Origin of the sequence: Nocardia sp. NBC_00508, assembly GCF_036346875.1 — a bacterium.
In the GTDB taxonomy this organism is placed as follows: Bacteria; Actinomycetota; Actinomycetes; order Mycobacteriales; family Mycobacteriaceae; genus Nocardia.
The window spans coordinates 1351058-1375696 of record NZ_CP107852.1 but is presented as its reverse complement, the minus strand read 5'-3'; the positions used below and the strand labels follow the sequence as shown (position 1 = coordinate 1375696).

Genomic DNA, 24639 nt, shown 5'->3' with positions numbered 1-24639 from the left:
CGGCGATGCCCGCAATCGGACTATATGGCGGTGGCCAGGGGAACCGGACATCGGCACGCGTCGACGGCTGCGAGCACCGTATGAAGATCGAGGCGCGGGATGCGGTTCTGTCACATTGGTCGGAGCTGGCTTGGATCAAGGCTCTGCGTCGCCGCGGTCTGTGGTGCCAGCAGGGCTGCGGCCGTTGCGATCAGTGCCTTGTCCGTAGCTGGGTCGGCGTGGTCGGCGATGCCGGAGCGGAACAGTGCCGCGCCTTCGATGAGCATGGTGAACAGGCGTGCGTTCGTGCGGCAGACATCCTCGGGGACTTCGGGATTCCGTGTCCGGATGACGTGCATGACTTGCTCTTGGTAGGTCCGGTAGAAGCCGCGCACCGCATCGGCTGTCGGCTCGTCGCGAGCGGCGAGTGCCCACACTTCGGTGTAGATGCGCACGAGTCGTGGGTCGTCCTGCTCTGCCAGCAGCGTTCGAATCAGATCGGCGGCGGGTTGGTTGGATGTCAGCAGCGGGGTGAGGCGTTGCAAGGACTGTTCGAGGGAGCGGTTCAGTACTGCGGTGACCAAATCGCCGCGGTTCGGAAAGTAGTACTGCAGATGGCCCAGCCGTATCTCGGCGGCGGAGGCGACGGCGCGCATGGTCAGTTCGCCGTGACCTGATTCGGTGAGGATCCGTTCGGCTATGTCGAGCAGGTCGCTTCGGCGTTGGGTTCCCTTGGTGGTCCGGGCGGCGCCGCGCGGCTGGGTCATGCGGCCCTGCCGGTCTCGGCTACGGTGTCGACCCGCACACCGTGGTTCGCCAGCATGGTCGGAACCTCGGCGGGCGCGGGTGTCTGCTCTGGGAAGCTGACGCCGGGAGACGCGGGTGCGCCGTCCAGGCCCAGCACTCGGAATATTCCTTGCAGTGCGCCGACCGCCGTGAGGTGGGCTTGCCCGGCCGGGTCGGTCACGACCGCGGTACGGGTGATTCCGCCGTGGGTGACATCGATGCGTAGCTTGGCGATGCCGCCCTCACCGGGCGCATACAGCAATGTCCGCCGCGCACCGGCGAAGCAGTCGCCGCGCCCCCAGCGGAAGAACCCGATTCGCTTGACCGCGAGCAACGCGGAAGTGGACGCGGCAGAATCGAATCCGATACGGGTTGCCGCGGTGGTGGTGCCGAGTGTCAGGGGCAGTGTGAACTGTTCCGGCGTGTCGATGCGGGCGACCCGGGTGACGCTGTCGCCGATGCGGATTCGGCGAGCGTCGCTGAGCGGCATCACGGTGCGCCGCTGCCCGTCCTCGACCACCTCGTAGTCCAGTCCCAGCCGGTCCATGAACTCCACCGAGTCGGCCCCGGCTCGGTCCCGCAAGTCCCAGCGGATCGCCACCTCGACGGTGTCCGCGCCGCCGAGCTCGTCGGCGAGATGGGCCGCGACGAGGCTGGTGACGCCACCCATCCACGCCGAGGACAGCAGCACAGGTGCGGCCGGACGGAGCATCGAGGCCACGGTCGCGGCGCGTTGCAAACGGCTGGTCCAGCGGGTGACGTCGACGAACGGCACCCCGCCCGCGATCGCCGCCCGCAGGATCCGGTCATCGGGGTCGTTGACCAGCCCGGCGACCGCACGCACACCCGCTCGAAAGGGAGCCGGATCGGCCAGATCCCACACCCGCAGCGCCGCACCGGTCTCCGCCGCCAGATCCCGACCGCGTTCCACGGACCGGCCGGTGAGCAGCAGCGGCAGCGATGCGGCCGCCATCCGCGCGACCTCGGCGCCAACCGTCCCGTACCCGCCGACCAGAAGAACCGGGCCCTGCGCATCGAACTGGAGGTCATCGTTCACGAACCGTAATATAGGTCAGTCGACCTAAAATGTCCAACGCGGCACGTCGTCACAGTCGATCGGAGACGGCCCGGCGCCTCGGCCGGTCAGCGGGTCGAGGCTCGCGCTGTTCAGCCATGACGTCCGATGCCGCCCAGATTCGGTGTGGCGAGGGGATGTTCGCGGTATTCGTCCGCTCGAGCACGACTGCGACGCAAGTGTCCGGTGCACCGCGTAGAACTACCGGATGGACGAATGACCCGCTACCCGGCGCCTCGGCGGCTGATTGGGCGGAATGAGCGCTGGTATTGCCATGCATCGCACCTGGGCGCCGCCGCTCGCAAGTGCTGTGCTGGTAAGAGCCGAGATGCTTGCTCTCGCAGTCTGGGCGAAATCACCTGGGGGAGGCGCCGATCCAGATGCCGGTGATGACATTGGCCATGATCGACTGATCGGATTGTTGCTGCCCGTATACGGCGACGACGGTGCCGACGCGTATGTCGGCAGCCCGGGCGGCCGACAGGACGTGCAACTTGGTGGCGGTGTTGCTGCGGACTTTGACGCTTCTGCCGGTGATATTCTTGACCACTAGCGTCGTACCGTCGTTGGCGGTGACCTTCCCTAAGGCCACCCCGATGCCCAGCCTGGCGGCAGGTGGAACGTGTGTGGGCTTTGCCGCGGGCGCGGTAGTCGGGGGCGCCGTGGTGCTCGGCGGCGTGCTGGCGCGGAGCCAAGTGGTCGGCGTCGCCTGCTCGGTGGGACGATCGACGAACAGGCAACCGGAGACCACCAAAAGCACTATGCCGATACAGAGCCCGACGAGCGCGGCTGTGCCGGAGCGGTACGTGTGAAGCGGGAAATCTTCTCGCTCTTGCCGTTTCGGCGGTGAGATCGCCGCCGACCTTGCGCTGTAACGTGATTCGAGTTTCGCAGTCGCCGCAACCCGGGCAAGATGCGCTGTGAACGCGGCGGGTGCTTCGCTGTGGACATCCGACGGCGAATCGGTACGGGCAACGCTGTTCGATTTCGATCTCGACCTGGAAATGGTTGCCGCTGATAGCGTTTCGGTATCGTTCCATGCTGAGCTGGTGGCCCCACTATCGCTGCCGTGCGTGCTCCACCTGGGCATAAGGCAAGCGTATGTGGCCTCGTGAGTGGGTTTGTTGTCACTGGCGGGAGTACGGATGTGACCAGCGCCAACGGGCGCTCGTCGGTGAGTCGCTCGCCAAATTGGTTGCAATGCCAAGTGCCTGTTGGGTTTTCGATGGCGGTGCCGCGACCGTCGAGTTCGACCAGGGCGTCGGTTGTTGGGCCTCGAGGATGCCGACTTCGGCTGGCCGACAGCGCCTCCCGTCGGTGAGACGAGGAGGCGCTGCCGGAGATACGCCGAGCCTAATAGGGCCCGTTGACGTTATCGATCGAACCGTAGCGGTGAGCCGCGTAGTTGCAGGCAGCGGTGATGTTGGCGACCGGGTCCCAGATGTCGAAGGGGGTGCCGTCGACGTGATACGCGTTGAAGGTCGGGTCGATCACCTGGAGCAGGCCCTTGGAGGGGGTGCCTTTGGCGGCGTTGGAGTCCCACGTGTTGATGGCATGGGGGTTTCCGCCCGATTCGCGCATCACGTTGCGATGGATGCTGTCGTAGCTGCCCGGGATGTTGTGGACGCGCATAATGTCGAGGGACTGGCGGATCCAGCCGTCGAGGTTGTTCTCGTAGACCGGCGGCGGCGGTGGGGGCAGGATGCCCATCAGCGGCAGCCCGGGCAGCGGAGGCAGTGGGGGCAGGCCGGGCAGGGCGGGGGCGCCGGCGACCGGCGCGATACCGGACGGAACGCCGTCATCGGCCACCGCCACGCCGGCGGAGGAGCCGATGGCGATGATGCCGATGGCGGCCGCGAGGACGGCGCCGTTACGAAGCGACAGATGGCGGAAAGGAGAAGGGCGTGAGTCAGGCATTGCGAAATCGGTTCCTTGATCATGCGGCGATCCGGCCCGAGCAGGCAGCGCGGATCGACAGCGGGCGTCCGGTGGGAAAGTCCGCCCGAATCGGCTCGTGTGCTGTTTTCGGATTTCGTTGTGAAAGCCAGGGATTCGAATTCCTGGCGGCGCGATGCGGGAACTACTCGGGGTCGGTGCCCCTCGGGTGCCGCTGTCGTACCCGGGGAGAATCCAGTCACGGTCTGGGTTCTCAGTCTCTTTCGGACCTGATCTCAGCTTGGTCACGACAGGTGAACACACAGCAAACGGATAGTTAATAAGAGAAATTGCCGATCTTCAAGGTCCATCTTTCCGGCGTTCAATACGCGCCTGAACAGCAGTTACGATAGGAAACGTGAGATAGCTCACATTCTGGAATTATCTGTTAACGCGGGCGCTTTATCACGATCTGATCACCTAAGAGTCCGATGAATCTGTTGGTCGAGCGCGGAATGCGAAGCAAGAATCCGCCCGAGTCGGCCGATAATGAATCGCCCGTGATCTTGTCGGGGCGAGTCGGTGACTGCATAGTCCGCCGACGTCGTTCGTAGCCGGATGTTGCACCGGACGCCTGGTCTATTCGAGCACAGTGATCAGCGTCGCCGATCACTGCCATGCTCGGACGAGTTCTTCTGGGCCCCAGTGCATTGCCAGCGGCAAGGTTTCTGCGATGCAAGATCGGGAGACAGCCACGAACCGGTGTCGTGATCGGTTCCGGGCACTGCGAGCACGGAGCTGGCTAGGGTTTCGTAGTCGTGGCGGTCGAAGGGCTCAGGCGATGACCGCCGGAGGGCGGTGCATGTGTTCGATGGTCGGTTCAGCCGAGGAAATTCTCGATCAGCGGAATGGTCTCGGTCGGGCAGTCCTCGTGCACGGTGTGACCGCAACCGGGCAGTCGTCGGCGGCGGCAACGAGTGCCGCCAAGGTTCGCTTGGATCTGGCCGAAGGGTGCGTACGGGAGGGACCCTGACGATCCATGAGTGACGAACAGGCGATAGAGCGTCTATCCGCGGACTTGGCACCGCTGTGGCAGGCGTTGCATCGGCGTCTGGCGACAGGTCGGCCTGTGAATCGAGTCAAAGTCGGGCCGCTGGATACTGGCCAGCAGACGGCCCTCGCCGATTTCTTCGGGGCGTCTCGACTGCCCGGCGAGTACCGGACAGTCAGTTTGGCCGAGGTCGATGCGGTGCTGCTCGAGGTCACCGGGGCGGATGCCTACACGGTCGTCGAGCGCCTTATCGGGCCGATTGGCGACAGATCAGCCGAGCGCGCTGCTCAGCTGGCTGCTCGACAGCAATTGTGGGCGTGGTTGTCCGGCCACGGCGTCGTGCGCGCTCAACCTGCTCTGGAGGAGTGGGTGGCCTCGACGCGGCGCGCGGGGTTGATGACGAGGTCGGTCGAATACACGAGATTCGAGCTGGAACGAGCGTTTCGCGTCCTGGGCGAGCTACCCGGAGCAGGTGTCCCTTTGCCGGTGTTCGCCGAGCGAGTGCTCGGCGACCCGCACGCCCTCGACGACGGAACGCGGTTACAGGCCACGGTTATCCGCGCGCTGGCGGTGCTGTACGACAGCGATCCGCCAACCGATGCCATTCGGTTGCGCGCTCTGTGGGAGCGTGCCGGGGTGGCCGACGACGAACTGTCATCCACCGTGCTCGTCGCTGGTCTGCCGACGAGAGGTGCCGACGGAGTGGTCGGCCAGATCTTGCGCACCTGCGCAAGCCGTGGGCTCGCCGGGGTTGTCACGCTGCAGCAAATCCGATGCGAGCCACGGATGGCCGAAGCAGCCGGTCGAGTGTGGGTGGTCGAGAACCCCAGCATCCTCGCGATGGCGTTGGCGCGCTTCGGCGATCGTTGCCCGCCGATGGTGTGCACGGCCGGGTGGCCGAGCAGCGCCTGCGTGCATTTGCTGGATCGGTTGTCGCGTGCGGGAGCCGAACTTCGCTACCACGGTGACTTCGACGGTGAGGGCCTGCGGATCGCCGCCAACATCGTCGCCAGGTTCGGGGCGATGCCGTGGCGGATGACCAGCGCGGATTACCTCTCGGCGGTTGGGGCGAACGGACCCGCCGTCGGCAGGGTGACGCCGGTGCCGTGGGATGGCGACCTGTCCGAGCACCTGCGCCGGACCGGCCTGGCGGTCCCCGAAGAGCGGGTTGTCGACGTTCTGCTCGCCGACATCGGGCCGTGAATGTCGGCCCCTGGGTCTATGGTGGGCAGTCGAGTCGCCAGCCAGAGGGAATTGCTATGGACCCGATTCGTGTTCCGCCCGAGATGTTCCGCTTCACCAGCGGCGATCGCGCCGGTCTCTATGTGTCGGTGCTGCACGCGTTCGGTGAGGCGAACGAACGTCTGGAGACCGCGCTCGGCATCGACGAGGTTCGGGCGCGGCTGCGGTCGGTCGGATGGTTGGAAGCCGTCGAGGACGACGACCTCACCGCGGCGCTGGACCAGCTGCACACCTGGAATCTGGTCGACGTCATCCAGAACCACTCCGAAAACTACCGCACCGCAAGCGAATACGAACGCCGCAACCTCCAGTACTCGCTCACCAAGCAGGGGGAGGCCGCATTCGCCGGTGTCGTGCACGCGATGACGGTCCTCGCCTCGACCGGCGCCCTGCAGACCGCCGTACTCGACGCGATCTCCGACCGGCTGGCCGACCTGGCGCACGAACTCGACTCCGGCCCGGACCGCCGAGTGTTCACGGTGTTGAGCGAGCTCGAGTCCCACTTGGAGGCGCTGCGCGGCAACACCAAACAGTTCAACGGCGAACTACAGCGACTGCTGCGTGCCGACGGCGTCGACCTCACCGTATTCCACGAGGTAAAAGCCGCCACGGTGGCGTATCTCCAGGAGTTTCTGACCAACATCGAATACCGCACGCACGCCATCGCCTCCCGCATCCAGTTGATCGAGAACTACGGCGTCACCCGCATGCATCAGCGCGCACTGCTCGGAGCCGAGCTGCCGCAACTGAGCGGCGCCGATCCGAGCTCCGCGTGGCTGGAGCACCGCAGAGCGCGCTGGGACGGTCTGCGAGCCTGGTTCCTGCCCGCCGACGGGACCACACCGCGCATCGACCAGCTACGACAAGTCGGCCGGAAGGCCATCATCACGCTGCTGCAGGTACTCGACCGGATCACCGAGTCGCGCAGGCGGTCGAGCAGCGCCGCGGCCGACTTCCGTGAACTGGCGCGGTGGTTTTCGGTGCTGCCGGAGCAGGACGACCTGCACCGGCTGTGGTCAACGGCCTTCGGGCTCAGCTCCGCGCGGCATCCGCATCTGGCGCACCCCGACCCGGAGTTGGTGAGCTACACCGCGTCGTGGCACGAGGCGCCTGCGGTCGAGGTCTCGCCGTTGCTGCGTTCGTCGGGTCGTACCGAGCGCTTCGGCAGGACCGGCGCGATTCCGGATGTCGCGGCGATCAAAGCCGCCAGGGCCGCAAGGGCCGCGGCCGAACGGGCCGAACTACAGGCGGCGTGGGACATGCTGGATACCGGTGGAACCGTGCGCCTTTCGGGGTTCGGCGAACTGGATCACGGAGTGTTCGAACGGCTGCTCGAGTTGCTCGGCCGAGCGCTGGGCAGCGCGCCGGAAGCGAACGGAATCCGGCGGGGCAGTACCACGGATGGTCGTGTGGAGATCGTTCTGCGCACCCCGCCGGACGGCGGAACCGCCGAACTGAAGACGCCGCGTGGCGTATTCCGCGGACCCGACTACATCGTGGAGGTCACCGCGCTCGGTCGCGGTGCGCGGCGACGAGGAGCATCCGCGTGATCGCGGCGAATCACGGGAGGAAGCTGTGAGCGAGCTCGCCAACCAACTGGTGATCGCCGAGCGTGAGGAGATCGCGCGCGGCGTGCGGCACCTGCTGGCCGATCCGCTGATCACCGAACGTGCCACACCGGAGGTGTTCGACGTGATCCGGCGGCGGCGCGATCCGATCGCGAAGTGGTTCGACTACCACTGCGGTTGGGCCCTGATCGTCGAGCCACGCCTCGGCTACGCCCGTCTGGTCAAAGTGCGCGCGGCCATCGACCCGACCCGACCGGCGCGCCGACTGCGTTCGGGCAGAGCCGAATTCGATCGCAGACGGTACGTCCTGCTGTGTGTTGTGGCGGCGGAACTGTTCGCCGCTCCGGTGACGACGATCGGTCTGCTCGCAGGGCGGGTGCGTGTCGCCACCGCGGAGGACCCTGTGGTGGCGAGCTTCGATACGGCCAACCGCGCGGAGCGCATGGCTTTCGTGGACGCGTTGCGGTTGCTGGAGGCGTTCGGTGTGCTCGAGGCAATCGACGGAGCCGCCGATTCGTACGTGGAGTCGGATACCGCGAAGGTGCTGTTCCGAGTCGACACCACGCTGCTGTTGCGGTTGCTGGCACTCCCGACCGGCCCCTCGCAACTGGGACTGCCCACCGCGGAGGTGCCGTTGCGGTTCGACGATGTACTCGTGGAACTCACCAGGGAACGCCGCTACGGTCTGGCGGCTGCGTCGGGCAGGCATGCCGACCGCACAGGTGTTTCCGACGTTCAGCGCAATCTGTGGTTGCGGCACAGTGTATTTCGCCGCCTGGTGGACGATCCGGTGGTGTACTTCGACGAACTCACCGAGGACGAGCGGGCCTACCTCGCTTCGCCCACCGGCAGGCAGCTACTCCGTCGCGCCGCCGAACAGGGCGGTTTCGTTCTCGAAGAGCGGGCCGAAGGACTGTTGCTGGTCGACCCCGACGGCATCGCCACCGACAGCCGGTTTCCCGATGACGCCGGCACCGCCAAGGTGGCAGCCCTGCTGCTTCTCGACGCCATGCCTGGCCCGACCACCGCCGAACAGTTGCAGCGCAGCGCCGCCGGAATACTGGACCGGTTTCCGCGCTGGGCTCGCACCTATCGAGGTGATGACGGCGCGCGCCAACTCGTTTCCGACGCTCTCGCCGTGCTGAGGTCGTTCGGGCTGGTCCGCCTCTCGGCGTCGGGACTGGTGACCCCGCTGCCCGCCGCATCCCGATACCGCGTCAGCGAGATCCGCACAGCCGACTCCACCGAGGAACCGTCATGACCGTGACCCAGTTGCCGCAACCGCTGCCCGGTGCGCAGGAGAGCAGCCGGTGGGTGCCGACCCGCGCGGGAATTCTCAACGTCTGGCGCTACTACGACGAGGTTTTCGAATTCCACGACGGACGTCTGCTGCTGCGCGGCCCGAACGGGAGCGGCAAGTCCAAGGCGCTGGAACTGCTGCTGCCCTTCCTGTTCGACGCGAATCTGCGGGCCAATCGGTTGTCCACCTTCGGCACCGGTGAACGAACCATGTATTGGAATCTCATGGGCGAGGGCGCGTCCGGTGCCACCCGGGTCGGATACGTCTGGCTCGAATTTCGGCTTCCCGGGGAGACGGAAAAGTGGTTCACCTGTGGTGCGCGGCTACAGGCCACCAGCCGGACGACGTCGGTGCACGCGGATTACTTCACCACCGAGTTACGGATCGGCACAGCGCATTCCGAGCGCGAGCTGGCGCTGACCGAATCCGGCCGCCCGCTGACCCGTGCGGCGCTGGACGAGCGGCTCAGCGCCGGAGGAAAGGTGCACGACAGCGCGGCCGACTACCGCGTGAGAGTGCGTTCGATGCTGTTCCCGACGCTGAACGAACAGCGATACGACGCGTTGATCACCGCTTTGCTTCAGTTGCGGACGCCGAAACTGTCCCAGCGACTCGACCCGGCCCTGTTGTCGACACTGCTGTCGCGCGCGCTGCCGCCGCTGAGCCACGACGAGATCGCCGACCTCGCCGAGGGCTTCGAGCGTCTCGACGCGCAGCGGGAACGGCTGGCGCGCTTGGATGCCGAGGTCGCGGCCACTCGCACGCTGGCACGTCATCAGCGCACCTATGCGCAGCGGGTGCTGCGTGCCGGGGCCGCCGCGCTCATCTCGGCGACCACAGAGCTGGAGAGAATCTCCGCCGCGGCCAAGAAGTCCGCCGACGAGTACGAGCGCACCGAGCAGCGTAAAGGCGAGACCCAGCAACGCATAAGCGCGAGAAAACTCGATCTGTCGCAGGCCGGGGCCAGGCGGGAAGGGCTGAGAAAATCCGATGCCTATAAAGAGGGCTTGAAACTCGTCGACAAGCGCGAAGCAACCCGAAGCGCCGGGGAGCGGGCAGAGCGCGCCGAGGCAGAATCGCAGCGGAAGCAGTCTGCCGCGACGACTGCCGCGGAAGATCACGCCGCCGCCGTCGAGTCCGAAGAACGGCTCGCGAGGATCGCGGAGCGAAGCGGCATCGAAGCCCGCCAAGCCGCGCACCGCGCCGGGCTCGTCAGCGTGTACGACGAGCTGGCCGCCGATCCGCAATCCCCTCGGTCCCGAGCTTTGCTGCGCGCGGCGGTGCGGGGCAGACGCGATCGCATCGGCGATATGAGTCGCGCGCTGGAGCGACACGAACGAGCGGTCGATTCGCGTACGGACGCCGAGAAGGCGTTGGAGTCGGCCAGGGACGAGTTCGCGACCGCCGGGGATGCGCGGACCAGGGCCGCCGAGGAACACGCACGCGAGCTCGATGCCCTGCGTGATCGCCTGCGCGACTGGGCCATCGGATGCCGCGCACTGTCGTTCGAGAACCCGGACAACCTCGCCGATCTGGCCGACCGCCAATCGGCACTGATCGACACGGTCAACAAGGTGGTCTCGGCCGCGTTGGAAGATCTGGCGCGGCAAGAGACCCGGTGTGAGCGAGAAATCGGCGATGCCGAAAGCAAACGCGGCGAACTTGCCGCTGAGCGAGACAGCCTCACAGCTGAACACGACATCCCACCGACAACCCCACCTTGGCGCACCACCGACCGGAGCCGGATGGCCGGTGCACCCCTGTGGCGGCTGATCGACTTCGCCGAGGAGGTGCCCGATAGCGCCGCGGCGGGCATCGAGGCCGCCCTTGAATCCGCTGGACTGTTGGATGCCTGGATCGGTTCACGCGGCGACGTGGAAGGCCACGACGCATTCGCCGACCACACCGCTGTGGCGCCGGTGGCTGGTCGCTCGCTCGCGGATGTTCTTGTCGCGGTTCCCGATGCCGAGGTCACCCCTGACGTGGTGCGCGGCCTGCTGGCCACTATCGCTTTCGGCGATCGACTGCCCACCGGGTCGGTGGCTGCCGTCGGCGCCGACGGCGGCTGGCGCATCGGCAACCTCAACGGCAGCTGGCACAAGGATCAACCCGCCTACATCGGCGCCTCGACCCGGGAACGCGCCAGACAGCGTCGCATCCGCGAAATCGGAGACGCGATAGCAGAGTACGACCATCAGCTGGACGAGCTGCACGCCCGACTGCGGCAGCTGAGCGTCCATCGCGGCCTGATCGAGTCCGAGCGCGACAGCCGTCCCGATCACGAGCTGCTGCTCGCCGCCGAAAACCAGCTCACCCGAGCCGAATCGGACCTTGCCGCGGCCGATCGCCAGGTACGCAACTGCCTCGAGACCGTCTCGGCGAAGGAAGCCGGGGTCAAAAGCGCCCTGCACGGCCTTTCCTCGCTCGCCGCCGAAAGTGGACTTCCCACCGAACGCGCCGCCCTCGCGACTCTGAACGAAGCCATCGACGATTTCGCCGGTCAAGCCGACGGCTGGCTCGACGCTCACGGCGACTTGCGGCAGGCCCGCGCGACCACCAGCCTCCTCGCCGATCACGCGCAGACCTCAGCCGCCGACGCCATGGAGCATGCCGGAGCCGCCATCAGGGCAGCCGCCGAGTACCAGCAGATGAAGACCGAACTCGAAGCCATCGAAGAGTCGGTCGGGCGTGACTATCGCGAAGTACTGACCGAGATCGAACAGCTCCGAATCCGAATCGAGGAGCTCAACGGCAACCTCGAACAAGACCGCGCCACGCTCACCGACCTCGCCACGGAGGTAGGCCGTCTCGCAGCGCAAAAGGCCGCCGACGCCGAGGCCAGAGCGACCGCGTCCGCAGCGAGAGACGCAGTCGCGCTGCGCTTTCGGCATCTGTCCGTCGGAATCTTCCCAGACGACAGCGCACTTCCTGATCTGCTGAAATTCCGGGAGACACTGGCCACCTCGGATGGTGTTCGCGCCGCACTCGATGCCGCGCGATTGGTCGCCGCGGCCTGGCCCACCGTGCCGTACGCCCCGGCGAACCTCAACGAAGCGGTGCGCCGCCTGAACGAGGCTGTGCACGAATGCCGCACGGCGCTCAGCGCCCGCGCCGACCTCGATCTCGAAACCGACGACGACATCCAGGTCTTCACCGCGGTCGTCGACGGAGTCCGGGTCGGCTGCGCCGAACTCCTCCAGGTCCTCGTCGCCGAAGCCGACCAGAGCAAGAACGAGATCACCGAACAGGAACGGCGGTTGTTCGACCAAACCCTGACCGGTGACACCCGCCGCCACCTCGCCGCCCGCATCCGCCAGGCCAACGACCTCGTCGACAGCATGAACGCCCGGCTGGAGCGCGTGCGCACCGCCTCCAACGTCGCCGTCCAATTGGTCTGGCAGGTAGGCAAAGATCTCCCGCCGGGCACCAAGGCCGCCCGCGACCTCCTGCTCAAGGACCCTGTCCGCCTCAGCGAGGCCGACCGCGAATCCCTGCACCGCTTCCTGCGCGACCGCATCGAGGAGGCGAAAGCCGACGACACCGCCACCAGCTGGGAACAGCAACTCGCCCAGGTCTTCGACTACACGGCCTGGCATCGTTTCGTGGTCAAGATCGACCGCGGCAACGGGGAAGGCTTCCAGGAGCTGACCAAGAAACTGCACGGCGCGCTCTCCGGCGGCGAGAAGGCCATCGCGCTGCACCTCCCGCTGTTCGCCGCCGTCGCCGCGCATTATCAGGCCGCGCCACAGGCCCCGCGCGTGATCTTGCTGGATGAGGTGTTCGTCGGGGTGGACACCGTGAACCGGGGACAGATCTTCGCACTGCTGACGGCGTTGGACCTGGACCTGATGCTGACCTCGGATCACGAATGGTGCACGTATGCGGAGCTGAGCGGGATCGGGATTCATCAAATCGTGGGCGGCGACGGGAATGACGCGGTGACGACGGCGCGGTTCACCTGGGATGGGCACGAGTTGGTGGAGGCGTGAGCCGGGCGGCGAGTGGGGGAGGCGTGCCGTCCCAGAGCCTACGGCGCCTGAGCATCGTCGGATCGAGAGACGTTCATCAGCAGGGTGCTGCGAGCCTCGGTGATCCGACACGATCCTCGTTTGCCGGTGCCAGCGTGTTCGGCACCTACGCATCGAATCCGGTCCGCTGACGCTGGACTACCGAGCGTCGGCTGAACAAGCCCAGAATGTCGCCGATGAGCTGGCGAATCGGCTCCGGACCTGGAACTTGTGGTCACTATCGACAAACATTCACCCGGATCTGCGACCGCTGCCGTGCGGTCAGCTGTGGAAGTGGCGATGTCTAGTCCAAGGACAAGCCGTGCCCTCCGACCTTCCGTCGACCGGTCACGATGATCGCGCGCGCAGTGATCAGCGTAGCTGATCACTGCCATGCTCGGACAAGTTCGTCCGGGCCCCAGTGCATTGCCAGCGGCAACTTCTCTGCAATGCCGGATCGGGAGACGGCTACGAGCCGGGTGTCGTGATCGGTACCTGGCACTGCGAGCAGCGAGCGGGCAAGGCTGTCGTAGTCGTGGCGGTCGAAGGGCCGGTCTTCGAGCCACTTGATCGAACCGACGAAATGTACTGCCCTGGCGATAGGTTCGCGGTCGGCGCCGATCAGGTCGATTTCGGGGTTGTTCTGCCGGTTCCACCAGCCGCCGACCGCCTCGGTATCAGGCCATCGCTCGTCAGGTAGTAAGCGCATCAGGGATTCGCGGACCAATGGTTCGATGGCGCGTCCACGCCAAGTGGTCCATGAGCGTTCGATCCGTGCTAGCGCGAGATCGCCACGGCCGCGTTCGATGAGCGGAATGCCGCGTTGCAGGAAGGCCAGCCAGAACCGGAGATAGGAGTCGGCGATTCGGTAGCGCTTGTTCTTGGTGTCCGGTTTCGTGGACAGCGGTAGGTCGCTGGCGACGATTCGCTTGTCTTGCAACATGTTCAGTAGCGGATTGAGGGTGCCCGCTGGCAGTGCGTTCGCCCCACCGGCTTGTGCGGCGATGGTGCTGAAGGTTCGTTCTCCGCTGCCGATGGCTTCTAGGACCGCGCGCGAGCGCATTCCCTCCGGGAACTCGCCGAGCAATGACAGCTCACCCGCCACAAGCAATGGAGCCAGCGGGTTCGCAGCCGCGTCGCGCAGGAAGTCGGTTCGGCTCATTCCTGGACGCCACGAACTGACGATCTCGGGGAACCCGCCGGTGATCAACAGCGCGTCGACGCTGTCGGCGGCGTTGAGGCCGGTCATGGCCTGCACATCAGCTAGGTGCAGTGGTTCGACGGTCATTTTCGTCGCGCGCCCGAAGAACGGCCGGTCGCGGGATCCGAGGGCCTCCATGACCGAGATGTGGCTGCCGACCAGGACGAGAAGTACCGGCTTGGCCGACAGATGGCGATCCCACACCGTCTGCAAAGCGCCTTCGAACTCCGGATCCTGTTCGACCAGCCACGGCACTTCATCGATGACCGCAATGCAGGGCGCGTCATCTGGCAAGGCAATCGCAAGGGACCGGAGAGCTTGATTCCAGTCGCCGGCCTGCAACCCGCTGACCAGTTCCGCGCCCCCGAACGCGGATTGAGCGACCGTGGCGGTGAACTCCTCTCGCTCGGCGACTGGATTGCGGCCGCGCGTCGCCTGGAAGACCAGGTAGGCGTGGTTCGACCGATCGCAGAATTCCTGGACGAGTCGTGATTTCCCGACCCGTCGGCGACCGGTCACGATGACCGCACGGCCACGGGTGGTGGCGGTGCCCGCGATCACCGAGTTCAGCTGACGAGTGAGCAGGTCGAGGTCGGCCGATCTTCCTGTGAACTCCACGCCTGGCTCCTAAACTAAAGTAAAATCTTACTAAGATTGAATCTTAGTTCAGTCGTAGATGGTTGCCAAGGGCGGTGGATGCGTTCGATCTCGGTTCAGCCGAGGAAATTCTCGATCAGCGGAATGGTCTCGGTCGGGCAGTCCTCGTGCACGGTGTGACCGCAACCGCGCAGTACCGCCGCGGTGGCATTCGGGATTCGCGCGGCCAGGCGTTCGGCCTGGGTGGCAGGCAGCCATTCGTCGGCGCCGCCCCACAGCACCAGGGCCGGGGCGCTCACCTTGGCCAGTTCGGCGTCGGTGAGGCGGTAGTCGAGGTTGCGCCAGAGTGCGAGGAAGCCGTCGCGGTTGTCGGGGCGCGAGAACGGCGGCCACAATTCGTCGATCATCTCGTCGGTGACCAGCGCCTTGTGGTGGAACGTGCCGCGGATGCTGTCGGCATAGAAGTCGCGGGTGGTGAGTTTCGTGGCGAGCTCGCCGAGGATCGGCATCTGGAACAGAGGTGTCACGGGCGCCTTTTCGGCGTCGAGGCCCGGCGAATCGAGCAGGATCAGCCGGTCGACTCGCTCGGCGTGCTGCTCGGCGAAGTACAGGCTCCACGCGCCACCCCACGAGTGACCCACCAGCGCAGCGTGATTCAGGCCGACGGCGTCGAAGAAGGTGCCGATGGCCTCGGCCATTGCCGGCAGATCGAACGCGAAGCCGGGGCGGCGCAGTTCGGTATAGCCCTGGCTGGGCAGATCGACCGCATAGACGGTGTGCTGCCGCGCCAGCGCGGGAATCACGTCGCGCCACGAGTACTGCCACAGCCCACCACCCGCGATGAGCACGACCGGTGATCCCTGACCGGTCACCGTGTAGTGGAACCGGGCCAGATCGGTGTCGGCATAACGGGAATCGATGCGGTCGAGGTAGGCCGGCCGGTCATGCGAGCTCGGTGGGTTCTCGGCGTAGGCCACCGGCGGCGAGATTGCGAACAGCGCGCTGATGACGGCGGCGAGTCCGAGGGCGAGCCGACGGGCCCAGGTGGTGATCCTCATGGTGCACTCCGTGGTTGGTTAGTTGGTCTCGAGTGGTGGACGAGCTGTTGCCCGGCGACGTGACGCGCTGTGGCGGGCCTCACAGCGCAGAACCCGGCAGCCGGTCGAGACAAACGGCGATGAATGGGGGCGATCGACCGGGCGTCGCAGGCAGCACGGCGCTTCGCTGGACAGCATCGGCGCAGTGGCAGGGCCATCAACTCGGCCAGATGGGGTTTCCAGGGCGAAGTGGCCGGTGCCGAACGAGGACGACGACTGTGTTCTGCTGGTCGGACCCGCCCTCCCGGGGCGCCGCTGGTGCTCACCACAACACTGCGGCAACCGGGTCCGCGTAGCCCGGCACTGCGAGCGTTGGACCCGGATTCGTACTGCGTCACTGTGACGCTGTTCTTCCCGGTGGCAGTGTTACCGAGAAACTCGCGGCGGCGAGTCGACTGGTTGTGCGGCAGCGGCGCGGAGCCACACGACGCGCATAGTCAGCCGGACGCCGTCGACAAACGTCGGCCCTCGCACATGAGTGTGTGCGAGGGCCGAAACTGCTTGGTGAGTGGTCAGGAGCCGAAGCGGGCCAACACGGAGCTGGCTTCTTGCGAGGCGGTGCCTCCCTCGGCGAGGTGAGCCATTTCCGGGGCGATTTCGCGACCATGGTGCGCCATCGCCTGGGCATACAACCGGCCTGCTCGGTAAGAGGAGCGGACCAACGGGCCTGCCATGACACCTGCGAAGCCGATTTCTTCCGCCGTCTTGGAGTGCTCGACGAACTCTTCCGGCTTCACCCAGCGGTCGACCGGGTGGTGGCGCGGCGACGGACGCAGGTATTGGGTGATGGTGAGGATGTCGCAGCCTGCCTCGTGGAGGTCGCGCATGGCCTGGGTGACTTCCTCGGGGGTTTCGCCCATGCCCAGGATGAGGTTGGACTTGGTGACCAACCCCGCTTCGCGGGCGGCGGTCAGCACCGCGAGGGAGCGCTCGTAGCGGAAGGCGGGGCGGATGCGCTTGAAGATGCGCGGGACCGTTTCGAGGTTGTGCGCCAGCACTTCCGGGCGGGTGGAGAAGACCTCGGCGAGCTGGTCGGGGTCGGCGTTGAAGTCGGGGATCAGCAGTTCGACGCCGGTATGGGGGTTCAAACGCTTGATGGCGCGGACGGTTTCGGCGTAGAGCCAGGCGCCGCCGTCGTCCAGGTCGTCGCGGGCGACGCCGGTGATGGTGGAGTAGCGCAGGCCCATGGCCTGGACGCTTTCGGCGACACGGCGGGGCTCGTCGCGGTCGAGGGCCGCGGGCTTGCCGGTGTCGATCTGGCAGAAATCGCAGCGGCGGGTGCACTGTTCGCCGCCGATGAGGAAGGTGGCCTCGCGGTCTTCCCAGCATTCGAAGATGTTGGGGCAGCCTGCTTCTTCGCACACCGTGTGCAAGCCCTCGCGCTTCACCAAGCCCTTGAGTTCGGAGTACTCGGGGCCCATGGTGGCGCGGGTGCGGATCCACTTGGGTTTGCGCTCGATCGGGGTTTCCGCGTTGCGGGCTTCGATGCGCAGGAGCTTGCGGCCGTTGGGTGCGGCCGCGTTGTGGGGTGTCGGGGTGTCGACTGAGGTCACTCGATCGACCTTACGCCGTCGCGGTGGGAGGCCGCGGGGTGGTGTTCCCGGGAGTGACGCGCGAAATATCGTGCTCCGTGACCGGCAGCTCGCCGTCGAGGGCGCGGATGACGGCGTCGGTGACCAGCGGTTTGATCTCGGCCACGGTCACCTCGCGGCCGAGCTCGCGAGTCAGGGTGGTGACCCCTGCGTCGCGGATACCGCACGGGGCGATGGCCTGGAACCCGTCCATGGCGGAGTTGCAGTTGAACGAGAGGCCGTGCAGTGCGACGCCGCGTTGCACGCGCACACCGATCGCGGCGATCTTGCGTTCGGCATACAGCTCGGTCGCGGGCAGCCAGACGCCGGAGCGGCCCTCGACCCGGCCGCAGACGAGGCCGAGGCCGGTGCAGACGGTGATCAGCGCCTCTTCCAGGCGGCGCACGTAGTTGACCACGTCGACCGGCTCGGCCAGCCGCACGATCGGGTAGCCGACGAGTTGACCGGGACCATGCCAGGTGATCTTGCCGCCGCGGTCCACCTGGACGACCTGGCTGCCGTCGATCGGCAGATCCTCGGCCTCGGTGCGGCGGCCCGCCGTGTAGACCGAGGGGTGCTCGAGCAGCAGCAGATGGTCCGATCCGCTGCCTTCCGCGCGCTGGTCGGCGATGGTGCGCTGCAGCTCCCAGGCGGCGTGGTAGTCGATGAGTCCGAGATCCTCGACCACGATCGGGGTCGTATCGAATCGGGCGGACAGGGTGGTGCGCGTGTGGTTCACAGCCATGACGGTACGCCCACGGGGATGTCCGATTCCAGCAGCTCGGTGTGGGAACCACCACAGGCCGATCAGGTTTGCCGAGGGAGAGCTGTAGGGATGCTCGACCGACCGCGGTGGCTCAGTCGACGCTGATCGGCAGCGTCAGTTGCATGAGGGTCAAATCCATCCAGCGCCCGAACTTGTGGCCGACCTCGGGCAGCACGCCGACCGTGCGGAAACCGAAGCGTTCATGGAGCTGAACCGACCCGGTGTTGCCGGCTTCGATGGCGGCGACCATGGCGTGCACGGTGCCCGCGCGGCGCGCCCGTTCGACGAGTTCGGTGAGCAAGGCGGTGGCGATGCCCCGGCGGTGGAAGCGCTCGTCGACGTAGACCGAGTTCTCCACGGTGAAGCGGTAACCGGACTTGGTGCGCCACGGACCGTAGCTCGCATACCCGGCCACCTCACCGTCGATCTCGGCGACCAGGACGGGCAGACCGGCGCCGGTGCGGTCGCGGTACCAGGTGCGGCGATCATCGAGGCCGACCTGCTCGGTGTCCCAGATCGCGGTGGAGGCGGCGATGTTCGCGTTGTGGATGGTGAGGATCGCGGGCAGGTCATCGGGGTTCGCGTCCCGGATGACGGTGGCGGGCCTGGTGCCGAGTCCGGTCATCGATCGTCTCCGTGTTGTCCCACCGTGGCCGCAAGTGCGGCGCCGATGGTGGGATGCTGGAACTGGTAGCCCGCCTCCTCGAGGGCCGTGGGAATTGCCCTGGGGCCGCGCAGGATCGCCTCCTGCGCCAGCTCGCCGACCAGTGCGCGCAGCACGAACGAAGGCATCACCAAGGCAGTGGGCCGGTGCAGCGCGCGCCCCAGCGCACGGCTGAACTCGGCGTTGGTGACAGGTGCCGGGCCCACCACGTTGATCGGGCCGGACACCGTGTCGTGGGTGAGCGCGAAGAGGATCGCGCCGATCTCGTCGGCCATCGAAATCCACGGCGTGTACTGACGGCCGTTGCCCAACCGGCCGCCCAAGCCCACCGAGTACAGCGGATGCAGCATGCCGAGCATGCCTCCGGTGCGGGACAGGACGACCGCGCTGCGCAGCAGTACGGTGCGCACACCGGCAGCGGCGGCGGGCTCGGTCGCGTTCTCCCAGTCCCGGCACAGGGTGGCCAGGAAACCCGAACCGGCCGAGGAGGTTTCAGTGACCACACGGTCGCCGGTAGCGCCGCCGTAGTAGTGCACGCCGCTGGCATTGAGCAGCACCGGCACCTTCGCGGCGACGACCGCCTCGGCCAGCACGTCGGTGGAGGTGATCCGGCTGTCGCGCAACTCCTGCTTGAAGCTGCCGGTCCAGCGGCGTCCGCCGACACTCGCTCCGCACAGGTTGACCACGGCGTCGGCGCCGCGAAGCGCCCGCTCGTCCAGGTGGGCGCGGGCGGGGTGCCAGGCGAATTCGTCTGGGCCCGCCGCCTTTCTGCGCACCAGTCGGGCGACGTCGTGCCCGTCGCGGCGCAGAGCCGCGACGAGCGCCGTCCCGATCAACCCGGACGAGCCGGCGATCACGACCTTCATACGTGCCGCGGGACCTTCCTCACAGGCCGAGATCGGCCTCGAACGCCGCTTCCTCGAGCCGGTGCCGGATCGTGGTCAGGAAGCGGCCCGCGTCGGCGCCGTCGATCAGGCGGTGGTCGTAGGTGAGCGGCAGGTAGCACATCGAGCGGACGCCGATGGACTCGTTGCCGGTCTCGTCGGTCACCACCACCGGGCGCTTGACGATCGCGCCCGTGCCCAGCATGGCCGCCTGCGGCGGAACCAGGATCGGGGTGTCGAACAGCGCGCCCTGGCTGCCGATATTGGTGATGGTGAAGGTGCCACCAGCCAATTCGTCGGGCTTGAGGCCGCCGTTGCGTGCGCGATCGGCGATGTCGGCGATGGCGCGCGCCAGACCGGCCAGGGACAGGTCGCTGGCGTTGTGGATCACCGGGGACAGCAGGCCCTGGTCGGTGTCGACGGCGATGCCGAGATGCACCGAGGCGTGGTAGGTGATCTCCTTGGTGGACTCGTCGTAGCTGGCGTTGACGTTCGGGTGCACGCCGAGCGCCTCGACGACCGCCTTGGCGAAGAACGGCAGGAACGTCAGGTTGACGCCCTCGCGCTCCTTGTATGCCGCCTTGGCCTGCTTGCGCAGCGCGGCGATCTTGGTGACGTCGGCCTCGTGCACCTGGGTCAGCTGCGCGGTGGTCTGCAGCGACTCGCGGGTCTTGGTCGCGGTGATCTGGCGGATGCGGTTGGCCTTCTGCACGGTGCCACGCAGGTGGGCCAGCTGCGGGCGCGCCACCGCGGGGGCGGAGGGCGCCTTCGCCGCGGTGGGCGCGGTCGCGGCGGGAGCGGCAGCCGGAGCCTTCTTCGCCTCGGCAGCGGCGAGCACGTCCTGCTTGCGGATGCGGCCGCCGACACCGGAACCGGTGATGGCCGCGAGATCGACCTTGTGCTCCTCGGCCAGCTTGCGGACCAGCGGAGTGACGTACGGAGTTGCGCCGTTGGCGGATTCGGCAGCCGGAGCCGCGGCGGCCGGGGCAGCGGCCGGAGCCGGTGCAGGTGCCGGTGCGGGAGCAGGCGCTGGGGCCGGAGCGGGCGCGGGAGCCGGAGCGGGCGCAGGGGCCGGAGCAGCAGCTGCTGGGGCAGGAGCGGGTTCGGGCTTCGGTGCGGGCGCAGGGGCCGGAGCCGGAGCAGGTGCGGCGGCCGCGGGAGCGCCGCTGCCGATCACGCCGAGCTGTCCACCGACCGCGACGACGTCGTCTTCCTGCGCGCTGATCTCCAGCAGGGTGCCCGCGACCGGCGACGGGATCTCGGTGTCGACCTTGTCGGTGGAGACCTCGAGCAGCGGCTCGTCGACCGCGACCTCGTCACCGACGGACTTCAGCCAGCGGGTGACGGTGCCCTCGGTGACCGACTCGCCGAGCTCGGGCATCTTCACCGGAGTGCCGTCGGCGGCTGCCGCGGGCGCGGCCGGGGCGGGAGCGGCCTGAGGTTCGGGTGCGGGCGCCTCCTGCGCGGGTGCGGGGGCCTCTTGCGCGGGGGCGGGAGCCGCGGCTTCCGGAGCGGGCGCGGGCGCGGCCGACGCCGCCTCACCGGGCTCACTGATGACACCGAGTTCGCCGCCGACCTCGACCACGTCGTCTTCGCCTGCCACGATCTTCGACAGCACACCGGCCGCGGGCGACGGGATTTCGGTGTCGACCTTGTCGGTGGAGACCTCGAGCAGCGGCTCGTCGACCTCGACCGTGTCTCCTTCCTGCTTCAGCCACCTGGTCACCGTTCCCTCGGTGACGCTCTCACCAAGAGCGGGCATCTGGACGGAGAAGGCCATGTCCGTTGACTCCTCTGACTGCTCGACGGGTTCTACAACAGTTGATCTCGCTGCGGACTCCCGGTGCGGGTCGCGCCGGGAGTTCGGAAGCCACCGATCATTGTGCGTGGCACCGGAGATCCGTGTGGTTCTTGTACCGCGGTCCATCCTTGCACTCGCTCGCAAGCCATGTAGCGCAGGGCGGCGAACTGCACAGAGCTGGCAGTATGGGAAGACCGGCGGTGAACATTCTCCGGTGCAGGAAAGGAGGTCGGCGTCGTTGGGTTTGCTGGATCGTTTCCGTAGCGGCGCGGCCCGGGGCGGTGGCGTTCTACGTGGGAGTTCGGTCGACGGGCAGGATGCTCGCTACCTGCTCGACTGGGTGCGCACACACGTGGGTGTCGAAGGCTACGTCGAACCGAAAACCACGGTGACCGATGTCACAGTGGTGCTTATTGCCGCTGATGGTGAATGGACGCGCCGGATCGTCGGCGAGCGTGGGGCGCGACGGCTTGCCAAGGATTTGCGCATCCCCGTCTACGACGTGCGCAAAACCGGATACCCGCAGCGGATGCGCGACTACGACGCCCGCAAGCGGGTGGAGCGGCGGCGCGCGCTGGAGCAGGATCTGCACGACCCCTGAGCGGTGGGTGTGTCCGTTCCACCCGATTTTCGCGGCGGTGTCCGGAGCGCAAGTCCTTCCGGTTCGACCGAGTCTCTGTGCAGTCGTGGGGCGAGCCCAGTGCAGGCTGAGCGGCGACGAGCGTCGTCCGGAGTCGCTCCGGACGACGCGCCGCAACCTCACTCGGCGGCGATGGCCTCGAGCACCGCGATCAGGGTGCGGACCGGGACGCCGGTGCCGCCCTTGCCGATGTACCCGAACGGGCCGCCGGTGTTGTAAGCCGGACCGGCGACGTCGAGGTGGGCCCACTGCACGTTCTCGGGGACGAACTCCTTCAGGAACAGCGCGGCCGAGAGCATGCCGCCCCAGCGGTGCGGCGCCACATTGGCCAAGTCGGCGATCTTAGAGTTCAGATCCGCGCGCAGCTCGCTGGGAAGCGGCATCGCCCAACCGTTCTCGCCGACCTCGCGGGAGATGTGGGCAACCCGGTCCCGGAACTCTTCGGTGCCCATCACGCCGGGGGTGCGGGTGCCGAGCGCGACCATCTGCGCGCCGGTCAGCGTGGCCACGTCGATGAGGTATTCGGGCTCGTCCGCACTCGCGCGCACGATTGCGTCGGCCAAGATCAGGCGGCCCTCGGCGTCGGTGTTGATCACCTCGACGGTGGTGCCGCCGTACTGGGTGAGCACGTCGCCGGGGCGCTGGGCGGTGGCCGACGGCATGTTCTCGGCCATCGGCACCGTGGCGGTGACGGTGATCGGCAGGCCCAGTCGTGCGGCGAGCAGCGTCGTGGCGATCACAGCCGCGGCGCCGGCCATGTCGGAGGTCATGTTCTCCATGTTCTGCGCGGGCTTGATGGAGATGCCTCCGGTGTCGAAGGTGATGCCCTTGCCGACCAGCGCGACCTTCTTCGGCCCGCCCGCATAGGTGATCCGGATCAGGCGCGGCGGGCGCGAGGACCCCTTGCCGACCCCGAGCACGCCGCCGTAACCACCTGCTTCCAGGGCCTTCTCGTCGAGCACCTCGACGGCGAGCCCGGCGGCCTCAGCGAGCTCCCGTGCGCGGGAGGCGAACTCGGCCGGGAACAGGTGGCTGGGCGGAGTGTTCACGAAATCCCGTGCGGTCGCGACGGCCTCGGCGGTGACCTGCGCGTGGAACAGCGTCTCCTCGCCGTATCCCGGCTCGGGCACGAGGAACTCGACGCGGGCGACCGGGCGCTCGTCCGGCTTGGGTGCGGACTTGTCCGACCGGAACGGCGTGAACGAGTAGGCGCCCAGGTAGAAGCCCTCGGCGGCGGCGGCGAGATCGAGGCCCGACAGCGTGGTCACCACCAATTCGGTGCCGGACAGCGCGCGGGCGGCCACGCCTGCCGAGCGGCGGATCTGCTCGGCGTCGATATTGTCGGTGGCGCCGAGACCGACGGCGAGCACGCTGGACACCCCGTCCAGTCCGGCGGGAGCCGGAATGCGAGTCAGCTCCTCGGCCTTGCCCTTCGCGCCGACCGCGCCGAGCTGATCGAGCAGTTCCGCGCGAACCTCGGCGGTGATCACGCCGCCGAACAGGTCCTCGGGCACGATGGCGGGACCGTCCTCCGAAGAGGTCAGCCCGATGACGAGCACATCGGTGTCCGCACCGATCGTTTCGGTGCGTGCCAGTTCCGGTCCGAGTGAGCGATCTGCAACAGCGGTCATTGGCACAGGCTATTCGGTCGATTCCAGATGACGCACCGCGACGCCGTCGAGCAGCAGTTCCACCGCGGTGGCCAGTAGGTCGTCGAAGTCCATGGCGAAGTCGGAGTCCTCGTCGCCGAAGTAACGGTGCAGGGCCGGACGCACCGCGGGGTCGAGCAGCTCGGCGAGGTCGTGGCGCAGCGCGGTCTCTCCTGCCGCGTCCCGCGGATCGCCGAGCCGGTCGACGCGTTCCGAACTCCACAGCAGCGCGAGTCCCTGGACCAGGCCCGATAGCGCGAGATAGATCGTTGAGACGGTCCGCCTGTCCAGGCCCGCACGGTCGAGCGCGGCGAAGTTTCGTTCCAGGATGTCCAGCAGCGCGGGCCCGAGCGGCGGACGGGTGCGGGCCAGGAGCGGCAGCATCCACGGGTGCTCGCGGTAGAGGCGCCATTCTTCGTGCGCTTCGTGCCGCAGCCGGGGACGCCAGCCGCGGCAGTGCGGCTCCGGCGGTGGGATCTCGTTCAGCACCAGCTCGGCCATGCCGGCCAGCAGCGCTTCCCGGTCGGGGAAATGCCGGTAGAGGCCGGCGGTCGCGACACCGAGCGCGCTGGCCAGACGGCGCATGGTGAGGCCATCGATGCCGTCGCGGTCGGCCAGCTCGACGGCGACCCGCGCGATGCCCACCTCGGTGAGCCGGATCGGACGGGTCGCCCGGCGAACGGGGGCGGAGCTGCGGCGAGCCCGGTAGGCGCGAGCCTGACAGGACCGGGAGCAGTACCTGCGCCGACGGCCCCTGGTGGGCTGGGCGAGTTCGCTACGACAGATGACGCACCTCATGCGGCTCCTATTTCGACACACGAACCGGTGTGACGAAATACTAGCAAGATGCTTGTGGCCTGCCTAGATTCGCCATAACACACAATGT

19 protein-coding genes are annotated in these 24639 nt (G+C 67.4%); 6 read left to right on the top strand and 13 right to left on the bottom strand.

What is annotated here, in order from left to right:
- Window positions 1-110: 110 nt before the first annotated feature.
- The 4 genes from OHA40_RS06085 to OHA40_RS06070 form a co-directional block, all read right to left on the bottom strand.
- Window positions 111-746 carry a TetR/AcrR family transcriptional regulator gene (locus tag OHA40_RS06085; RefSeq protein ID WP_330232084.1) on the bottom strand — a complete coding sequence of 212 codons (636 nt, stop codon included), beginning with the start codon at window positions 744-746 and terminating at the stop codon, window positions 111-113.
- The gene (locus tag OHA40_RS06080; RefSeq protein ID WP_330232083.1) at window positions 743-1822 is read right to left on the bottom strand and encodes a saccharopine dehydrogenase; all 1080 of its coding nucleotides are present in this window, start codon (window positions 1820-1822) and stop codon (window positions 743-745) included. Before OHA40_RS06080 ends, OHA40_RS06085 begins: the two co-directional genes overlap by 4 nt.
- Window positions 1823-2195: 373 nt before the next feature.
- Window positions 2196-2930, bottom strand: a complete 735-nt coding sequence (locus OHA40_RS06075; RefSeq protein WP_330232082.1) for a DUF5666 domain-containing protein — start codon at window positions 2928-2930, stop codon at window positions 2196-2198.
- 263 nt (window positions 2931-3193) lie between these two features.
- Entirely contained in the window at window positions 3194-3757 is a 564-nt protein-coding gene (locus tag OHA40_RS06070) for a transglycosylase SLT domain-containing protein (protein ID WP_330232081.1), read from the bottom strand.
- 997 nt (window positions 3758-4754) lie between these two features.
- Between OHA40_RS06070 and OHA40_RS06065 the strand changes: the two genes are divergently transcribed.
- Genes OHA40_RS06065 through OHA40_RS06050 form a run of 4 tightly spaced genes read left to right on the top strand, consistent with a single transcriptional unit; the run spans window position 4755 to window position 12865 of the window.
- Window positions 4755-5969 carry a TIGR02679 family protein gene (locus tag OHA40_RS06065; protein ID WP_330232080.1) on the top strand — a complete coding sequence of 405 codons (1215 nt, stop codon included), beginning with the start codon at window positions 4755-4757 and terminating at the stop codon, window positions 5967-5969.
- 56 nt (window positions 5970-6025) lie between these two features.
- On the top strand, window positions 6026-7558 hold the full coding sequence (locus OHA40_RS06060) for a TIGR02677 family protein (protein ID WP_330232079.1): 1533 nt from the start codon (window positions 6026-6028) through the stop codon (window positions 7556-7558).
- A 25-nt stretch (window positions 7559-7583) separates the two neighbouring features.
- Entirely contained in the window at window positions 7584-8837 is a 1254-nt protein-coding gene (locus OHA40_RS06055; protein WP_330232078.1) for a TIGR02678 family protein, read from the top strand.
- Window positions 8834-12865: a TIGR02680 family protein gene (locus OHA40_RS06050; RefSeq protein WP_330232077.1), complete on the top strand. Its 4032-nt coding sequence runs from the start codon at window positions 8834-8836 to the stop codon at window positions 12863-12865. Before OHA40_RS06055 ends, OHA40_RS06050 begins: the two co-directional genes overlap by 4 nt.
- A gap of 403 nt (window positions 12866-13268) precedes the next feature.
- Here OHA40_RS06050 and OHA40_RS06045 read toward each other — a convergent pair whose 3' ends face one another.
- Together OHA40_RS06045 and OHA40_RS06040 are read right to left on the bottom strand one after the other, a co-directional pair.
- Window positions 13269-14702 carry an ATP-binding protein gene (locus OHA40_RS06045; protein WP_330232076.1) on the bottom strand — a complete coding sequence of 478 codons (1434 nt, stop codon included), beginning with the start codon at window positions 14700-14702 and terminating at the stop codon, window positions 13269-13271.
- A 95-nt stretch (window positions 14703-14797) separates the two neighbouring features.
- Window positions 14798-15739: an alpha/beta fold hydrolase gene (locus tag OHA40_RS06040; RefSeq protein ID WP_330232075.1), complete on the bottom strand. Its 942-nt coding sequence runs from the start codon at window positions 15737-15739 to the stop codon at window positions 14798-14800.
- 184 nt (window positions 15740-15923) lie between these two features.
- On the opposite strand from OHA40_RS06040, the gene OHA40_RS06035 reads away from it, so the two are divergent.
- Window positions 15924-16121, top strand: coding sequence for a CGNR zinc finger domain-containing protein (locus tag OHA40_RS06035; RefSeq protein ID WP_330232074.1), 198 nt, complete (start codon window positions 15924-15926; stop codon window positions 16119-16121).
- A gap of 169 nt (window positions 16122-16290) precedes the next feature.
- Here the strand turns inward: OHA40_RS06035 and lipA are convergent, their stop codons facing one another.
- From lipA to sucB, 5 genes are all read right to left on the bottom strand, one after another.
- A complete protein-coding gene (gene lipA / locus OHA40_RS06030; protein WP_330232073.1) occupies window positions 16291-17331 on the bottom strand; it encodes a lipoyl synthase in 1041 nt (346 codons plus the stop codon).
- Window positions 17332-17341: 10 nt separating this feature from the next.
- The gene (lipB, locus tag OHA40_RS06025; RefSeq protein WP_330232072.1) at window positions 17342-18094 is read right to left on the bottom strand and encodes a lipoyl(octanoyl) transferase LipB; all 753 of its coding nucleotides are present in this window, start codon (window positions 18092-18094) and stop codon (window positions 17342-17344) included.
- 112 nt (window positions 18095-18206) lie between these two features.
- The gene (locus OHA40_RS06020; RefSeq protein WP_330232071.1) at window positions 18207-18740 is read right to left on the bottom strand and encodes a GNAT family N-acetyltransferase; all 534 of its coding nucleotides are present in this window, start codon (window positions 18738-18740) and stop codon (window positions 18207-18209) included.
- A complete protein-coding gene (locus tag OHA40_RS06015; RefSeq protein WP_330232070.1) occupies window positions 18737-19645 on the bottom strand; it encodes a TIGR01777 family oxidoreductase in 909 nt (302 codons plus the stop codon). The genes OHA40_RS06020 and OHA40_RS06015 overlap by 4 nt, the downstream gene beginning before the upstream one ends.
- Before the next feature lie 19 nt (window positions 19646-19664).
- Window positions 19665-21443, bottom strand: coding sequence for a 2-oxoglutarate dehydrogenase, E2 component, dihydrolipoamide succinyltransferase (gene sucB, locus OHA40_RS06010; RefSeq protein WP_330232069.1), 1779 nt, complete (start codon window positions 21441-21443; stop codon window positions 19665-19667).
- 259 nt (window positions 21444-21702) lie between these two features.
- On the opposite strand from sucB, the gene OHA40_RS06005 reads away from it, so the two are divergent.
- The gene (locus OHA40_RS06005; RefSeq protein WP_330232068.1) at window positions 21703-22065 is read left to right on the top strand and encodes an oxidoreductase; all 363 of its coding nucleotides are present in this window, start codon (window positions 21703-21705) and stop codon (window positions 22063-22065) included.
- A gap of 158 nt (window positions 22066-22223) precedes the next feature.
- On the opposite strand, the gene OHA40_RS06000 is transcribed toward OHA40_RS06005, so the two are convergent.
- Both OHA40_RS06000 and OHA40_RS05995 read right to left on the bottom strand, forming a co-directional pair.
- On the bottom strand, window positions 22224-23735 hold the full coding sequence (locus OHA40_RS06000) for a leucyl aminopeptidase (RefSeq protein ID WP_330232067.1): 1512 nt from the start codon (window positions 23733-23735) through the stop codon (window positions 22224-22226).
- Window positions 23736-23744: 9 nt separating this feature from the next.
- Window positions 23745-24551 carry a TetR/AcrR family transcriptional regulator gene (locus tag OHA40_RS05995; RefSeq protein WP_330232066.1) on the bottom strand — a complete coding sequence of 269 codons (807 nt, stop codon included), beginning with the start codon at window positions 24549-24551 and terminating at the stop codon, window positions 23745-23747.
- Window positions 24552-24639 lie beyond the last annotated feature (88 nt).

Coding starts and splice junctions, on each gene's coding strand:
- OHA40_RS06085 (WP_330232084.1), bottom strand. CDS start 746: ATGACCCAGCCGCGCGGCGCCGCCCGGACCACCAAGGGAACCCAACGC.
- OHA40_RS06075 (WP_330232082.1), bottom strand. CDS start 2,930: ATGCCCAGGTGGAGCACGCACGGCAGCGATAGTGGGGCCACCAGCTCA.
- OHA40_RS06070 (WP_330232081.1), bottom strand. CDS start 3,757: ATGCCTGACTCACGCCCTTCTCCTTTCCGCCATCTGTCGCTTCGTAAC.
- OHA40_RS06065 (WP_330232080.1), top strand. CDS start 4,755: ATGAGTGACGAACAGGCGATAGAGCGTCTATCCGCGGACTTGGCACCG.
- OHA40_RS06060 (WP_330232079.1), top strand. CDS start 6,026: ATGGACCCGATTCGTGTTCCGCCCGAGATGTTCCGCTTCACCAGCGGC.
- OHA40_RS06050 (WP_330232077.1), top strand. CDS start 8,834: ATGACCGTGACCCAGTTGCCGCAACCGCTGCCCGGTGCGCAGGAGAGC.
- OHA40_RS06040 (WP_330232075.1), bottom strand. CDS start 15,739: ATGAGGATCACCACCTGGGCCCGTCGGCTCGCCCTCGGACTCGCCGCC.
- lipB (WP_330232072.1), bottom strand. CDS start 18,094: ATGGCTGTGAACCACACGCGCACCACCCTGTCCGCCCGATTCGATACG.
- OHA40_RS06020 (WP_330232071.1), bottom strand. CDS start 18,740: ATGACCGGACTCGGCACCAGGCCCGCCACCGTCATCCGGGACGCGAAC.
- OHA40_RS06015 (WP_330232070.1), bottom strand. CDS start 19,645: ATGAAGGTCGTGATCGCCGGCTCGTCCGGGTTGATCGGGACGGCGCTC.
- sucB (WP_330232069.1), bottom strand. CDS start 21,443: ATGGCCTTCTCCGTCCAGATGCCCGCTCTTGGTGAGAGCGTCACCGAG.
- OHA40_RS06000 (WP_330232067.1), bottom strand. CDS start 23,735: ATGACCGCTGTTGCAGATCGCTCACTCGGACCGGAACTGGCACGCACC.
- OHA40_RS05995 (WP_330232066.1), bottom strand. CDS start 24,551: ATGAGGTGCGTCATCTGTCGTAGCGAACTCGCCCAGCCCACCAGGGGC.